We start from the raw sequence: 14,503 nt of genomic DNA, 5'->3' as shown, positions 1-14,503 counted from the left end.
GCCCCGCACTTCTCGGCCTTCTCTGTGTGGGTGATCTTCCGAGAATTCGCCCGTCGAAGCCGATCGCCGCCCTCCGACCTGCGATGATCCGAGTTGTTCGAGTGACTCCTTCGAGTAATCAAGTCGGTATGGTAGGCGCATGGCTCATGTCTCAGCGGCCGAACGCCGCCCTCAGTTGATCAAAGCGGCCATCGACCTCATGGCGAGAGAGGGAGTCGCTGCCGGCAGCACCCGTGCGATCGCCGCCGAGCTCGGCGTCGCGCAGGCCACGGTGCACTACACGTTCGGCACCAAGGAGGACTTGTACCGTGCGGTCATCCAGCACCTGACCCAGGAGATGGAGCGTCAGGTGCGGCAGGCCGCACCTGACGGCGCCGGCTTCGAGGAAACCGTGGGAGTGCTCGCTTCCGCGCTGTGGCGCACGGTGCGCAACCAGTCGAGGAGCTATCAACTGCTCACCGAACTGACCATGTTCGCGCTCCGGTCGCCCCATCTCCGCGAGGCACTCGAAACGCACAACCTCGGTGTCCTCAGCGTGACATCGGAGCTTGTGACGGACGCGGCCGACCGCGCGGGCCTGCAGCTCGCCCAGCCGGCGGGGACGATCGCGCGGTTCTTCCTCGCCGGATTCGACGGACTCGTGTTGCAGCACCTGACACACCCCGACGACGAGGCGGAACTCTCCTGTCTGCAGGCTTTGATCTCCTCCACGCTGGCCCTCGCCGGCGGTCGCGTGGAGATGGTCGCCGTACCTCGTGATCTCATCGAAGGAAATCTGCCGAGCGGGTGACGCGGCCCTGCACGGGCTCCGCAGCCCGGGACGTGCCTGACCCATCCTCATGGTGGCTGCGCGCATACCCCACCTGCCAACTATGTTGTCCCGCCACATGTGCCCCTGACCTGCGGCTTCCTACCGTGTGCCGTCACGTACCGTCCCCACCGCACACGAGGAAGTGGCGTCCATGGCCTCCGCAAGCACCGCTCCCCCGCCCCCGGGCAACCTCAAGCGCATCGTCGCCGCCAGCCTCATCGGCACCACCATCGAGTGGTACGACTTCTTCCTCTACGGCTCCGCCGCCGCGCTCGTGTTCAACGAGCTGTTCTTCCCGGACTCCGACCCGCTCGTCGGGACGCTGCTGTCGTTCCTGACCTACGCGGTGGGATTCGCCGCAAGGCCGCTGGGCGCCCTGGTGTTCGGGCACTACGGTGACCGGCTCGGGCGCAAGAAGCTGCTGGTGCTGAGTCTGCTGCTGATGGGCGGGGCGACCTTCGCGATCGGGCTGCTGCCGACACACGCCGGCATCGGGACGGCCGCGCCGGTCCTGCTCACCGTGCTCCGGCTGGTCCAGGGATTCGCGCTCGGCGGTGAGTGGGGTGGGGCCGTGCTGCTGGTGTCGGAGCACGGGGACGCGCGGCGGCGCGGGTTCTGGGCTTCGTGGCCGCAGACCGGCGCGCCGGCGGGACAGTTGCTGGCGACCGGGGTGCTGTCCCTGCTGACCGCCGTGCTGTCGGACGCCGCGTTCGGCGGCTGGGGCTGGCGGATCCCGTTCCTGCTCTCCGGCGTGCTGGTGATCGTCGGTTTGTGGATTCGTCTGTCTGTCGATGAATCGCCCGTCTTCAAGCAGGCGTTGGCGCAGGCCGAGGTACGCAGGGCGGAGCGGTCCGAAGAGGCGGAGAAGCTGCCGCTCGTCGCCGTGCTGCGGCACCACTGGCGTGATGTCCTGGTCGCGATGGGGGCGCGCATGGCGGAGAACATCAGCTACTACGTCATCACCGCGTTCATCCTCGTCTACGCCACCACCTCGGCCGGTGTCTCCAAGCAGACGGCGCTCAACTCGGTGCTGATCGCCTCGGCCGTGCACTTCGCGGTCATCCCGGCCTGGGGGGCGCTCTCCGACCGGATCGGACGTCGTCCCGTCTATCTGGTGGGCGCCGTCGGTGTCGGACTGTGGATGTTCCCGTTCTTCTCCCTGATCGACACCGGCGGCTTCGGGAACATGATCCTCGCCGTCACCGTCGGGCTGGTGCTGCACGGCGCGATGTACGCGCCGCAAGCCGCGTTCTTCTCGGAGATGTTCGCGACGCGGATGCGCTACTCCGGTGCGTCCATCGGCGCCCAGTTCGCCTCGGTCGCGGCCGGCGCGCCCGCGCCCCTGATCGCCACCGCGCTGCTGTCCGACTACGGCAGCTCCACGCCGATCGCGCTGTACGTGATCGCCGCCGTCGTCCTCACGGTTGTCGCGGTGGCGGCGGCCGAGGAGACCCGCCATCGGGACCTGGCCGAGGGCGCCCTGCCCGCCGGAACCGACGCGGGCCGGGCGGCGGCCGGTGCGGAGGACGCCCGGACCGTCTGAGGCACCCTGAGCGGAGCCCCCGTACGCACGCCCGTGCGTACGGGGGTCAGTGCGGTACCGGGGCCGACAACCGGTGCAGACGCAGGGCGAGCTGGATCTCCAGGACGCGGGCCGGGCTCTGCCAGTCGTCGCCGAGGAGACGGCCGACGCGCTCGAGACGCTGGGCGACCGTGTTCACGTGGACGTGCAGTTCGTCCTTGGTGCGGGCGGGGCTCATGCCGCAGGCGAAGTACGCGTCGAGAGTGCGCAGCAGTTCGGTTCCGCGCCGGGCGTCGTACTCGGCGACCTCGCCGATGGTCCGGGCGACGAAGCCCGGGATGTCCCGGTCACCGGCCAGGAGCAGTCCCAGGAAGCCGAAGTCCTGGGCGGCGGCCCCGTCCCCCGAGCGGCCGAGGAGCCGCAGGGCGTCGAGGCAGCGCCGGGCCTCCTCGTAGGCAGCGGCCACGGCGTCGGGTTGGGTGGCGAGGTCGGCTGCGGGCGCGGAGGCGCCGACGGTGACCGGTGCGTGGACCGCGGTGCCCAGCTGCCGGGCGGCGCGGCGTGCCACATCGGTGGCGGTGGCGCCGGGGCGGAGGGGCAGCAGCAGGACGGTGCCGCCGTCGCGCGCGGCTGCCAGGCCGTGCCGGGTCGCCGCGAGATGGGAGGCCGCGGCCGCCAGACGTCTGCGGGCGAGCGCTTCCTGGTCGGCGTCGGCCGCGTCGCCCTCGAGACGCGCGGCCAGCACCACGTGGACCGCGTCGAGGTCGGCGTGGAGGCGGGCGGCGCGCTCCCGTAGCAGGCGCGGGTCGCGGTCGCGGGCGTCCAGCAGGTCGTCCAGGAGCTCGCCGCGCACGCGCTGTTCGGCCTCGGCCGCCGACCGGCGGGCGAGCAGCAGCAGGGACGTGACCATGGCGGCACGCTCCAGGGTGCGCTGGTCGACGGGGTCGAGCCCAGGGTGGCCCCGCAGCACGAGCGCGCCGAGCAGCTCACCGCCTGCGGCGACGGCGGCGATCCAGTCGTCCTCGTGCCGCACCGCGTGCCCTTCCGCCCGGGAGACCTCCAGCGTCTCGGCCGGCGCCGTGGCGGTTTCGGTGAACTCCACCGTGCCGTCGAGGACCTCGGAGACCGCGGCGGCCACGTCGTGCACCCCGCCGCCGCGCAGCACGAGTTCGGCGAGCCGGTCGTGCACGTCGGAGGCTCGCTCGATGACGCCGCTGCGGTCCCGGATGATCTCGTTGGCCCGCTCCAGTTCGGCAAGGGCAGACCGGGTCTCGGTGAGCAGGTTGGCGGTGTCGATGGCGGCCGCGGCGAGAGCCGCGAAGGAGCCGAGCAGGGCGATCTGCTCCCGCTCGAAGACCCGGGCACGGCGGTCGGCGGCGAACAGCACGCCGATGACGTGGTGTCCGAGCGTGAGGGGCACCCCGAGGATGGCCACCAGCCCTTCGTCCCGTACGCCCGCGTCGATGGTGAGGGTGTGCTGGAAACGGTCGTCCTTGAAGTAGTCGTCGGTGACATAGGGGCGCGCCGTCTGTGCGACCAGGCCTCCGAGCCCCTCCCCCATGCCGAGCCGCAGCTGCTGGAATCGGGCCGCGACCGAGCCCTCGGTGACCCGCATGTAGGTGTCGCCGCGCTCCGTGTCGTTCAGGCTGAGGTAGGCGACGTCCGTGCCCAGCAGCGAGCGGGCGCGCTGCACGATCGCCTGGAGCACGGCGTCGAGGTCGCGCAGGCCGGCGAGGTCGTGGGCGGTCTCGAACAGTGCCGACAGCTCGGCCTCGCGCCGGCGTCGTCCCTCCAGCTCGGCGCGGACGCGCAAGGCGAGCGGCTTGGCCTGACGGAGCGCGGCGATCCACTCCGCCGGGCGTCCTTCGGCCCGCGCGAGCAGCTCCGGCTGCTCGTAGGCGTCGGCCGACGCGCCCCGGGCCAGGAGCTCGAGGAACGGCATTTCGGCGGACTGCACGTGATCGCTGGACATGCTCACAGCATTCACCATGCCGGGGCCGCCCCGTCAGCCCTGTGGACAACTCCCCGGGCCGAGGGGAACGGCCGCTCAGTGGGCGGTCCAGCCACCGTCGAGCACGAGTGAGGTGCCGGTCACGAAGGACGCCTGCGGGCTGCACAGGTAGGCCACCGCCTCGGCGACCTCCTCCGGCTCGATGAGCCGTTTGACGGCGCTGTCCTGCAGCAGCACTTCGGACAGGACCCGTTCCTCGGGGATGCCGTGGGCCTGCGCCTGGTCGGCGAGCTGCTTCTCCACCAGTGGGGTGCGTACATAGGCGGGGTTCACACAGTTCGAGGTGACACCGTGGGCAGCTCCTTCGAGGGCGGTGGTCTTGGACAGTCCCTCCAGCCCGTGTTTGGCCGCCACATAGGCCGACTTGTAGGCCGAGGCGCGCAGCCCGTGCACGGAGGACACGTTCACCACGCGGCCCCACCCCTGCCCGTACATGTGGGGCAGGGCCCCGCGGATGAGCCGGAAGGGCGCTTCCAGCATCACGGTGAGCACCGTGTGGAAGACCTCGGGCGGGAAGTCCTGGATGGGGCGCACCAGCTGGATCCCGGCGTTGTTGACGAGGACGTCGGCGCCCGCCGCGGCGAGTTCGGCGGCGTCCAGGTCGGTGAGGTCGAGGACGTGCGGCTCCACCGTGCCGGCCAGGCCCTGTCCCAGGTCGGCCAGGGCCTCCAGGCCCGCCGCGTCCCGGTCGACGGCTCTCACCTTGGCTCCGGCGGCCGCGAGTCGCAGCGCGCAGGCACGGCCGATGCCGCCGGCGGCGCCGGTGACGAGCGCGGTGCGGCCGCCCAGGTCGAGCGGGGAGGCGTGGGGGGCCAAGGAGGCGGGGGGCACGGTCATGCCCGCGACCCTAGGCAGTGCCGAGGCTCCACCCCATGTGGTCACGCTCCATAGTTCAGCGCGAGACAGTGGGGTCGAACCATGTGGGGGCGTCCGACAGGGCCAGCTTGATCCGGTGCAGGCCGAACTCCTCCAGCTGGGGCAGTGCGTCGACGTCGAACCAGGCGACGTCCAGCGACTCGTCGTCGTTGACCCGCGCCTCGCCGCCGACGGCCCGGCAGCGGAAGGTGATGTCCATGAACTGGCAGATGTCGCCGTTCTCGTACGTGACGGGCTCCAGCGCCTGGACGAGGACGACCCGTTCGGCCACGCAGCGTACGGCCGTCTCCTCGTAGACCTCGCGCACCGCGCAGGCGGCGGGCTGTTCCCCGGGGTCGGGGATGCCGCCGAGCACGGACCACTTGCGGGTGTCGGCCCGGCGGTTGAGCAGCACCCTGCCCTCGTCGTCGAAGACGAGGGCGGTGACTCCGGGGAGCCAGAGCAGCTGCTGACCGGCCGAGGCGCGGAGTGTGCGGATGAAGTCGGGAGTAGCCATGCCGTCGACCCTAACGGGCCGCTCGCGGCGCCCCGACGCGATTCAAACGGCGTGCGACGGGCGTACGGTCACACGTCACCGGCGCGTCGCCCGCGCAGTCCGGCGCCGACTGCCCAGCCGAGGCCGCCGGCCGCGATCAGGACGAGGGCGATCTCCGGCAGGATGCCGAGCTGGGTGGCGGGGGTCTGCGAGGAGCGCAGCGGCACCTTCTGCACCAGGGAGTCGGCCACGAACATGCCGGTCTTCTGCGTGATCCTGCCGTCCGGCATGATGATCGCGCTGACGCCGCTGGTCACGGGTACCGTCACGGTCCGGCTGTGTTCGACCGCGCGCACCCGGGACATGGCGAGCTGCTGGTAGGTCATCTCGCTGCGGTCGAAGGTGGCGTTGTTGCTGGGCACGGAGATCATCTGGGCGCCGTCGGTGACCTCGGAGCGCACGGTCCAGTCGAAGGCGGCCTCGTAGCAGGTGACCAGGCCGACCTTGGCGCCGTCCATGGTGAACACGCCCGGCTCGGTGCCCCGGCTGAAGTCCTGGCGGACCATCGCCGTCCAGTTCCTGTTGATCGCGCCGATGAGCGAGCGCAGCGGCAGGTACTCGCCGAACGGCTGGATCTGGCGCTTGTCGTAGGTGTCGACGGGGCCCTTCGCCGGGTCCCAGAGGATCTGCTCGTTGTACAGCTTGCCGTCCCGCTCCACGACACCGCCCACCGAGACGGGCACGCCGACGGACTTCGCGGCGGCGTCGATGACGGCGCGGGCGTCGGGGTTGGCGAAGGGGTCGATGTCGGAGGAGTTCTCCGGCCAGAGGACGAAGTCGGGTCGTGCGACCTTGCCCGCCCTGACCTCGGCGGCAAGGCGTTCCGTCTCGCGCGCGTGGTAGTCGAGTACGGCCCGGCGCTGGGAGTTGAAGTCGAGGCCGGCGCGGGGCACGTTGCCCTGGATCACCGCGACGGTGGCGGTGCCGTCCTCGGCCGCGTCGCTGACGAGCGGCCGGGCCGCGACGGCGCCCACGACCGGGACGGCCAGGCACAGCAGGCCCATGGCCGCCGCAGTGCGCCGCACCTCACCGGTCCGCCGCCATCGCACGGCCAGCCGGACGACCTCGTACAGTCCGAAGCCGCACAGGACGACCGCGAAGCCGAGCACGGGGGTGCCGCCCACCGCGGCGAGCGGCAGGAACACGCCGTCGGCCTGACCGAACGCGATCTTCCCCCAGGGGAAGCCGTGGAAGGGCACACGCGCGCGTGCCGCCTCGCCGGCGATCCATACGGCCGCCGCCCACACCGGCCAGCCGGGGAGCCTGGACACGGCCGCGACACCCGCGCCGACCGCGGCCGTGAACAGCGCCTCGATCGCCACCAGGGCGAGCCAGGGACCGGGCCCCACCTCCACACCGGTCCACACCAGCAGCGGCAGCAGGAAGCCGAGGCCGAAGAGGTAGCCGAGTCCGAGTGCCGCCTTCCAGCCTCGGCCGCGCAGCACCCAGCCGAAGCCCGCGAACGCCGGCAGCGCCAGCCACCACAGCGTGCGGGGCGGGAAGGAGACGTAGAGGAGGAGGCCGAAGAGCGCGGCTGCGGCGGCCGGAGCGAGACGGACGAGCCGCCGGGACCACGTCCGAGCCCCGGGCGCGATCCCCGGCTCCAGCTGGTCCGACTCGCCGACGGAGGTTGCGGTGACGGTCACTCCCGGAGTGTAAGACGCGTGACCTGGGAGCCGACAGCGCGGTATGCACCGCGGACTGTGTGTTCATTTCGTCACGACACATCCTCAAACCGTCCACCAGCCGTTACGGTGTGCCCAGCCTCAGTCGTGCGGCCCGTGGCGGCTCGCGGCGGGGGTCTTCACGAGTCGGGGGCGACGGTGCGCCGGGGGGCGGGCGGGGGGGGTTCCAGCGGGATGACGTCCGTGTCCGGACCGGACGCGGACGGCGAGAGACGAATCGTTTCCGACACGGCCGGTGTCGTGGTGCTCGGCGCCTGCGCCACCTGGTCCCTGGTCACGGCGGCCGTGCACGACGGCAGGCCCGAAGGGGTGCTCCTGGCGGTGCTGGCCGTGGCCGCCGGGTACGCCGCCGGACGGATCGGCGGGGCACTGCTGCCGGTCGGCGCGCCCTTCGCCGGGGCACTGGCCGGTATCGCGCTGACGGTGGCCGTCCCCCACCTCGCGCCGGGCCCGCAGATCACCGCACCCCTGGGGCATGCGGGGGCCACCGCCGCCGTACTGACCCTGTCGGTCGGTGCCGCGTGCTGCGCGGCCTGGTCCACGCCGGTACGGTCCGCCCGGTTCGCGCTGCGTCTGCTGGCCACCGGGACGGCGGTGCTGGCGGCCGTGCTCGGTTCGGCCAGCGGCTTCGCGGCCTGTCTCGCGGTACTGCTGTGCTCGCTGGCCGCAGGCCGCATCCGTCGCCCCGGCGCCGGTACGGCCGCACTGGCCGCCGTCGCCGTCCTGGTCACCGCTCTGGTCTGGGCGGTTGCCGCGCGGGCCGTACCGGGCGGCTTCGCCGCGGCTCTGGAGGGGCGGCTCACGCCGCACCGCGTGCGGCTGTGGCAGGACGCATGGCATCTGCTGGGCGACGACACCCTGCTGGGGGCCGGGCCGGGCCGCTTCGGGGAGCTGAGCACGACGTCCGCCCAGTCCCTGCTGTCCGACGACAAGCCCCATTCGGCGCCTCTGCAGCAGGCGGCGGAACAGGGGATCGTCGGCGTGGCCCTGCTCGCGGCCGTGTTCGGCTGGGTCCTGTACGCCCTGTGGCGCGGTCCGCGCCCGGCCCCGGTGGCGCTCACCGCGGGCGCCGCCCTGACGGCGCTCGCCGCGATCGCCGCCGTCGGCAACGCGCTGAGCTTCACGGCGGTGACCGTCGGAGCGGGCCTGCTGGCGGGCATGGCCACGGCGCGCCCCCTCGCCGACGAATCGTCGAGCCGTACGGGGCGGGGCCGGACGCGTGGAGCGGGTCGCGCCGCTGCGTGGTGACCGGGCGGGCAGCCGGCGTACGGGGACGTGGGCGGCACCATCCGGTGATCACAGCAGGTGACGGGTGCCGTCCCGCGGGTCAGTGCGCGGGAGCGCCCGGCTTGGTGGGCCGCAGGCGGGCCTCGATCACCCGCACGGCGGCCTCCGCGTCGTCCACGGTGATCGTGAAGGTGTGTCCGTCCCACAGTTCGAGCTCGACGCCCTCGCCGCGTCGTACGACCACCGCGGTGCCCTTCTCCGGCCGCCACCGGTAGCCCCAGCCGCCCCAGTGACGGGGGGTGACGTGGGAGATGTACGTGGCGCCGGCCACGCTCGACAGCGGGATACGGCGGCGGGGCACACCGATGTGGCCGCAGCGCACCTCGAGGTGCTCCTCGTCGACCCGCAGGGCGACGTGCACGAAGGCGAGCGTTCCGAAGAGGACCAGCAGCCCGGCGGCGATGCACCCGACGACGGCCATGACCAGGGGGGCGACGCCGGATGTCCACGCCGAGTCGACGGCCAGCTCGATGCCGAGTGCCATGCATGCGGCGCCCACGAGCGCCAGCAGCCACTGCACCCGGTTCGTGGCACGGCCGGTCCAGACGTCGGTGTGCGGGTGGGGGGCGTTCTCGCCGTGGCGGTGGTCCCTCATGCTTTGAGGGTAATCGGATTTCGCTCCGTTGGGACCTCGTGGCGGAGCGTGACTGCGCCGGGCGGGGGTCACACCGATCCGGATCGCCGGTGACCGCCGGTGACCGCCGGTGACCGCCGGTGACCGGACTCCCGGTCAGCGGGCGGGGGAGGCCGCCTGCAGCAGACGCCCTTCGGCGTAGGCCAGGGCGGGCGCGGGCAGCGTGCCCTCGCGTCCGCTGAGCAGCACGGTGAGCGTGCCGTGCGGGGCTGCTCCCGGAGCGGGCTGCCGGCCGAGCCGGCGCAGGGCCTGGGCCGCCACGGCTCCGGCGGAGCCGTGCAGCACGAGGGGCGGGCGGCCGGGGCGCTGCACGGCGGCCCTGATGCGCTCGGCGACCAGCTCGTAGTGGGTGCAGCCGAGGACGACGGTGGTCACCTCGTCCGGGGTGAGGGCGGCGGCCGCGGCCACGGCCGCGTCGATCGCCGCCTCGTCCGCGTGTTCCACGGCCTCGGCGAGGCCCCAGCAGGGCACCTCGGTGACGGGCACACCACCGGCGAATTCGCTGATCAGGTTCTGCTGGTAGGGGCTGCCCGTGGTGGCCGGGGTGGCCCAGATGGCGAGGTGGCCGCCGCCGGCCGCGGCCGGTTTGATCGCGGGGACGGTACCGATGACCGGAAGCTCCGGTTCGAGGCGGGCACGCAGGGCGGTCAGCGCGTGCACGGTCGCCGTGTTGCAGCCGACGATCAGGGCCTCGGGGCGGCGCTCCGCGGCGGCTTCGGCGACGGCCAGAGCACGCTCGGTCAGGTCCTCGACGGTGCGCGGGCCCCACGGCATGCCGTCGGGGTCGAGGGAGAGCACGAGATCGGCGTCGGGGCGCAGCCGTCGTACCGCGGCCGTGGCCGCCAGCAGACCGATTCCGGAGTCCATGAGCGCGATCTTCACCCGATCACGATAGACGATGAGCCGTCCGGGGCAGCGGGCGTGGGGCAGACTGCGCCCGTGAGCGCCGTTGTGTGGACTGCCGCTGGATCACTCCTCGCCTGGTTGTGGCTGCTGCTCTGTCAGGGCTTCTTCTGGCGCACCGATGTGCGACTGCCGTCGCGTACGGAGCCGGAGGTGTGGCCGTCGGTGTGTGTCGTCGTCCCCGCCCGCGATGAGGCGACCGTGCTGCCCGTCGCACTGCCGTCACTGCTCCTTCAGGACTATCCGGGACGGGCAGAGGTCTTCCTCGTCGACGACGGCAGCTCGGACGGCACCGGTGATCTGGCGCGTGAGCTGGCCCGCCGGCACGGCGGGCTGCCTCTGACGGTGGGCTCGCCGGGTGAGCCTCCGGCGGGCTGGACCGGCAAGCTGTGGGCGGTGCGCCACGGTATCGGGCTGGCACGCGCGCGTGGTCCCGAGTACCTCCTCCTGACGGACGCCGACATCGCGCACGCCCCGGACAGTCTGCGGGAGCTCGTGGCGGCGGCCCGTTGCGGTGGATACGACGTCGTCTCCCAGATGGCCCGGCTGCGGGTGGAGAGCGTGTGGGAACGGCTCGTAGTGCCGGCGTTCGTCTACTTCTTCGCGCAGCTCTACCCCTTCCGCCGGATCGCCGCGGCGGGCCGGACGGCGGCCGCGGCCGGGGGCTGTGTCCTGCTGCGGGCCGAGACCGCGGAGCGGGCCCGGATCCCGGACGCGATCCGGCACGCCGTGATCGACGACGTGGCGCTCGCCCGGGCCGTCAAGCGCGGCGGCGGCCGCGTCTGGCTCGGGCTCGCCGAGCGGGTGGACAGCGTGCGGCCTTATCCGCGTCTGCACGACCTGTGGCGCATGGTGTCGCGCAGCGCGTACGCCCAGCTGCGGCACAACCCCCTGCTGCTGGCCGGGACGGCCGCCGGGCTGGCGCTGGTGTATCTGGTCCCACCCGTGGCGGTCCTGGCCGGCCTCGCCGCCGGCAGGACGTCCGCTGCGCTCCTCGGCGGTGCCGCCTGGCTCGTCATGGCGGGGACGTACGTCCCGATGCTCCGCTACTACCGGCAGCCGCTGTCGCTGGCTCCGCTGCTGCCGTTCACGGCGTTCCTCTATCTCCTCATGACCATCGACTCGGCAGTTCAGCACTACCGGGGACGGGGCGCGGCCTGGAAGGGCCGCACCTACGCGCGCCCGGACGCCCTGCCCGACGAGGGCTGACGTCCGCCAGAGGAGTCATTTCCGGCCAGGGGTCCAGTTCATGCCCCAGCCGTAGGCGTGGTCGACGGTCCGCTGCGGGCTCACCCCGCGCTCGGGCACCAGGTAGCGCGCCTCGCGCTGGACGACCAGATCACCTCCGGTGTTGGTGATCAGGGCGAGCGCGCACACGAGCGAGGGAACCGTGCACTCGTCGAGGGAGAACTCGATCGGCGCACCGTGCTCCGGCCGGAGCGTGACCGAGGCGTGCAGATCGGCGAAGGAGCGGGCGCCTTCGTAGATGGTGACGAAGACGAGGACGCGCCGGAAGGCGTTCTTGTGGTCGAGGTTGACGGTGAGGTTCTCGCCGCTCGACACGGCGCCGGTGCGGTCGTCCCCGTCGAGGTGGATGTACGGCGGCCGGTGCAGCGCTCCGAAGCTGTTGCCGAGGGCCTGAACGACGCCCTTGCTGCCGTCGGTGAGTTCGTACAGCGCGCACAGGTCGAGGTCGAGGTCGGAGTGCATCGCGGTCGGGCGCCCGAGCTTGCCGCTCCAGCCCGAGAACTGTTTGCGCACCTCCCAGTTGAGGTTGACGTGCAGCGCTCCGGAGGTGCCGCCCTGCTTGGTGAGGGAGACGGACGGGGCCGCCTTGGTGAGCGTCACTTTGGTGAGGCGGACGGGCGCGGGCGGTTCGGCGGGCGGGGGCGGAGCGACGGAGGGCTGCGCCATGGGCGCGGGCGGGTACGCGGCGGAGGGCGTGGTGGTGGGAGGCGCCGGGGCGGGGGCCTGTGCCGTCTGCTGCGGATCGTCCACCGTGATGCCGTAGTCCGTGGCCAGCCCTTCGAGGCCGCTGCTGTAGCCCTGGCCCACGGCGCGGAACTTCCAGGCGCCCTGGCGACGGTAGAACTCGCCCAGGACGTAAGCGGTTTCGGTCGTGGCGCCCGGGTTGTCGAAACGGGCCACCGGGGTGCCCTGGGCGGCGTCCTGGACTTCGATGTAGAGGCCGGGGACCTGTCCGAACGTGCCGCCGTCGGCCGAGGCGGCGAGGACGACGGTGTCGATGGCGGGTTCCACCCGCGCGAGGTCGAGGAGGAGCGTGTCGGTCACCCGGCCGTCGGCGGTGCGTTTGCCCTCGTGCCTGATCGCGCCGGAGGAGTGGGCGGGCTGGTTGTAGAAGACGAAGTCCGCGTCCGAGCGGACCTTCCCGCTCACCAGCAGCAGAGCGGAGGCGTCGGCGTCGGGCACGCCCGCTCCCGCCCGCCATCCCAATTCCACCCGCAACGCGGCTGTCGGCACCTGAGTATTTGAACCTTTCAGCATTTGCATGTCCGCCCCCATTGCGTGTCGCCGCGCCCAGGCCCGTCCCGGCCGTCCTTCGCGTTTCGTGCGCACAACCTAATCGCTCGCGCCGGCGAAGTCCCTCGTCCGGCCCCCGCGGGGGCCGGCGTCCGACCGCCGGTAACCCGCCCGGAACTCGGCCTTTACACGATCAAGACCTCGTTCGCCGCCCCTTTTTGGCGAGTTCGCTCGCATTGGGGATCCCGGGTCACCGCGGACACGGAAAACAACCCTCTTATCGGTCTCCCCAACGAGCACATCGTTGGCTTAACTTATGTGGCATGACCTCCCCCCGCTCCACCTATGGCGGCGGCTACTACTCCGCCTCCTTCCCGGACACCCCGATCTACGACAGGCTCGTCGCCGAGCGGGGTACCCCGCAGATCGCCCCGATCCGGGTCCCCGCCCAGTACGACATGCCGATGCCGGGCGGCAACCTGCCCGCCCTCCCGTCGGCGCTGCCCGCTCTTCCGGCAGCCCCCTCCCAGCCCGCCTACGGCTATCCGCAGGCGCAGCAGCCCGCCCCGCTGCAGCAGGCGCCCGCCGCGTACATCCCGCAGCAGGCCACCGCTCCGCGTGGCTACCCCGGCCCCCAGCCGCAGCAGCCGCGTCCGGCGGCCCCCGCGGGCTACGAGGCGATGCGCCCCGCGGCTCCCCGGCCGGCCCCGGCTCCCTACCAGGACCCGTACAACAGCCAGCAGTACCGCGGGTACTGAGCCGGACCCCGGGGCTGCCCGTGCCGACTGGCACGATGGCCCCATGGGGAACGCTCACCTGCACTCGATTCACGTCCATCCGGTCAAGGCGGCCCGGGGCCTTTCGCCCCGGCAGGCCGACGTGGAGCCCTGGGGGCTGGCCGGAGACCGGCGTTGGGTGCTGATCGACCACGGGGGAAAGGTCGTCACGCAACGCCGGCAGCCACGACTCGCGCTCGTCGCCGCCGAGCTGCTGCCCGGCGGCGGCCTGCGCCTGTCCGCGCCGGGCATGCCGCCGCTGACCGTGCCCGTACCCCGGCCCTCGGCCACCGTGCCGGTGGAGATCTTCCGCGACAAGGTCGAGGCGGTCCCGGCCGAGGACGAGGCCGTACACACCTGGTGCAGTTCCCACCTCGGCATCGGGGTGCGCCTTGTGCACCTGGACGATCCGGCCACGCGCAGGCCCATCGACCCGGAGTACGCGCGGGCCGGTGAGACCGTCTCCTTCGCCGACGGCTTTCCGCTGCTGCTCACCACGACCGCCTCTCTCGACGCCCTCAACTCCCTGATCGCACAGGGCGAGCACGCGGGCGAGGGCCCGCTGCCCATGAACCGCTTCCGGCCGAACGTGGTCGTGACGGGGACCCCGGCGTGGGCCGAGGACGGCTGGTCGCGCCTGGCCATCGGGGACGTGCCGTTCCGCGTGGCCAAGACCTGCGGCCGGTGCGTGGTGACCACCACGGACCAGGACACCGGCGAGCGGGGCCACGAGCCCCTGTTCAGCCTGGGATCGCACCGCCGGCTCGACGGCAAGCTGGTCTTCGGCCAGAACCTCGTGCCGCTGTCCCGCGGCACGATCCGGGTCGGGGACCCGCTCACGATTCTCGAATAGCTCTTCGAGCGGAGCGGGAACCGTGCCGCCGGCCCGGGCGTTCGGGCTTGTGTGAGAGTTTCGTGAGAGGCCCTGCGGAGAGGTGATGTCGCTCTCTCTTCGCCGGGTCCGTGCGTGGACGGCTCCGCC

The 14,503-nt window shown here is 72.5% G+C and carries 13 protein-coding genes; 6 read left to right on the top strand and 7 right to left on the bottom strand.

Annotated features, from left to right (window positions below; genetic code table 11):
* Positions 1-139 precede the first annotated feature (139 nt).
* Positions 140-790, top strand: a complete 651-nt coding sequence (locus ADK65_RS05255) for a TetR/AcrR family transcriptional regulator (RefSeq protein WP_053668607.1) — start codon at positions 140-142, stop codon at positions 788-790.
* Between the two features lie 172 nt (positions 791-962).
* Entirely contained in the window at positions 963-2,354 is a 1,392-nt protein-coding gene (locus ADK65_RS05250) for an MFS transporter (RefSeq protein ID WP_053668606.1), read from the top strand.
* Between the two features lie 46 nt (positions 2,355-2,400).
* On the opposite strand, the gene ADK65_RS05245 is transcribed toward ADK65_RS05250, so the two are convergent.
* From ADK65_RS05245 to lnt, 4 genes are all read right to left on the bottom strand, one after another.
* Positions 2,401-4,305 carry a helix-turn-helix domain-containing protein gene (locus tag ADK65_RS05245; protein WP_234352796.1) on the bottom strand — a complete coding sequence of 635 codons (1,905 nt, stop codon included), beginning with the start codon at positions 4,303-4,305 and terminating at the stop codon, positions 2,401-2,403.
* A 75-nt stretch (positions 4,306-4,380) separates the two neighbouring features.
* Complete coding sequence (locus tag ADK65_RS05240; RefSeq protein WP_053668604.1) at positions 4,381-5,181, bottom strand: 3-hydroxybutyrate dehydrogenase; 801 nt, start codon at positions 5,179-5,181, stop codon at positions 4,381-4,383.
* A gap of 55 nt (positions 5,182-5,236) precedes the next feature.
* A complete protein-coding gene (locus tag ADK65_RS05235; RefSeq protein ID WP_053668603.1) occupies positions 5,237-5,716 on the bottom strand; it encodes an NUDIX hydrolase in 480 nt (159 codons plus the stop codon).
* A gap of 68 nt (positions 5,717-5,784) precedes the next feature.
* A complete protein-coding gene (gene lnt / locus ADK65_RS05230; RefSeq protein ID WP_053668602.1) occupies positions 5,785-7,401 on the bottom strand; it encodes an apolipoprotein N-acyltransferase in 1,617 nt (538 codons plus the stop codon).
* A 213-nt stretch (positions 7,402-7,614) separates the two neighbouring features.
* Between lnt and ADK65_RS05225 the strand changes: the two genes are divergently transcribed.
* Positions 7,615-8,688, top strand: coding sequence for an O-antigen ligase family protein (locus tag ADK65_RS05225; RefSeq protein WP_053668601.1), 1,074 nt, complete (start codon positions 7,615-7,617; stop codon positions 8,686-8,688).
* 79 nt (positions 8,689-8,767) lie between these two features.
* Here the strand turns inward: ADK65_RS05225 and ADK65_RS05220 are convergent, their stop codons facing one another.
* Positions 8,768-9,322, bottom strand: coding sequence for a hypothetical protein (locus ADK65_RS05220; RefSeq protein WP_053668600.1), 555 nt, complete (start codon positions 9,320-9,322; stop codon positions 8,768-8,770).
* Positions 9,323-9,457: 135 nt separating this feature from the next.
* On the bottom strand, positions 9,458-10,243 hold the full coding sequence (locus ADK65_RS05215) for a glutamate racemase (protein ID WP_053668599.1): 786 nt from the start codon (positions 10,241-10,243) through the stop codon (positions 9,458-9,460).
* 39 nt (positions 10,244-10,282) lie between these two features.
* On the opposite strand from ADK65_RS05215, the gene ADK65_RS05210 reads away from it, so the two are divergent.
* Positions 10,283-11,473 (top strand): glycosyltransferase, encoded by a 1,191-nt coding sequence (locus ADK65_RS05210; protein WP_053668598.1) that lies wholly within the window; start codon positions 10,283-10,285, stop codon positions 11,471-11,473.
* A 15-nt stretch (positions 11,474-11,488) separates the two neighbouring features.
* Here the strand turns inward: ADK65_RS05210 and ADK65_RS05205 are convergent, their stop codons facing one another.
* Positions 11,489-12,769, bottom strand: a complete 1,281-nt coding sequence (locus ADK65_RS05205; RefSeq protein ID WP_053668597.1) for a TerD family protein — start codon at positions 12,767-12,769, stop codon at positions 11,489-11,491.
* A gap of 299 nt (positions 12,770-13,068) precedes the next feature.
* Between ADK65_RS05205 and ADK65_RS05200 the strand changes: the two genes are divergently transcribed.
* Together ADK65_RS05200 and ADK65_RS05195 are read left to right on the top strand one after the other, a co-directional pair.
* Complete coding sequence (locus ADK65_RS05200) at positions 13,069-13,503, top strand: DUF6643 family protein (protein ID WP_053668596.1); 435 nt, start codon at positions 13,069-13,071, stop codon at positions 13,501-13,503.
* A 43-nt stretch (positions 13,504-13,546) separates the two neighbouring features.
* Positions 13,547-14,374, top strand: coding sequence for an MOSC domain-containing protein (locus ADK65_RS05195; RefSeq protein WP_053668595.1), 828 nt, complete (start codon positions 13,547-13,549; stop codon positions 14,372-14,374).
* Positions 14,375-14,503: the final 129 nt, after the last annotated feature.

Source organism: Streptomyces sp. NRRL B-1140 (assembly GCF_001280065.1).
In the GTDB taxonomy this organism is placed as follows: Bacteria; Actinomycetota; Actinomycetes; order Streptomycetales; family Streptomycetaceae; genus Streptomyces.
This window is presented reverse-complemented; position numbering and strand designations above follow the sequence as displayed.

Excerpts from the sequence above, each read along its gene's own strand:
- ADK65_RS05225 (WP_053668601.1), top strand. The coding sequence starts at position 7,615 with ATGACGTCCGTGTCCGGACCGGACGCGGACGGCGAGAGACGAATCGTT.
- ADK65_RS05205 (WP_053668597.1), bottom strand. The coding sequence starts at position 12,769 with ATGCTGAAAGGTTCAAATACTCAGGTGCCGACAGCCGCGTTGCGGGTG.
- ADK65_RS05220 (WP_053668600.1), bottom strand. The coding sequence starts at position 9,322 with ATGAGGGACCACCGCCACGGCGAGAACGCCCCCCACCCGCACACCGAC.
- ADK65_RS05245 (WP_234352796.1), bottom strand. The coding sequence starts at position 4,305 with ATGTCCAGCGATCACGTGCAGTCCGCCGAAATGCCGTTCCTCGAGCTC.
- ADK65_RS05200 (WP_053668596.1), top strand. The coding sequence starts at position 13,069 with ATGACCTCCCCCCGCTCCACCTATGGCGGCGGCTACTACTCCGCCTCC.
- ADK65_RS05235 (WP_053668603.1), bottom strand. The coding sequence starts at position 5,716 with ATGGCTACTCCCGACTTCATCCGCACACTCCGCGCCTCGGCCGGTCAG.
- ADK65_RS05250 (WP_053668606.1), top strand. The coding sequence starts at position 963 with ATGGCCTCCGCAAGCACCGCTCCCCCGCCCCCGGGCAACCTCAAGCGC.
- ADK65_RS05255 (WP_053668607.1), top strand. The coding sequence starts at position 140 with ATGGCTCATGTCTCAGCGGCCGAACGCCGCCCTCAGTTGATCAAAGCG.
- ADK65_RS05195 (WP_053668595.1), top strand. The coding sequence starts at position 13,547 with ATGGGGAACGCTCACCTGCACTCGATTCACGTCCATCCGGTCAAGGCG.
- ADK65_RS05240 (WP_053668604.1), bottom strand. The coding sequence starts at position 5,181 with ATGACCGTGCCCCCCGCCTCCTTGGCCCCCCACGCCTCCCCGCTCGAC.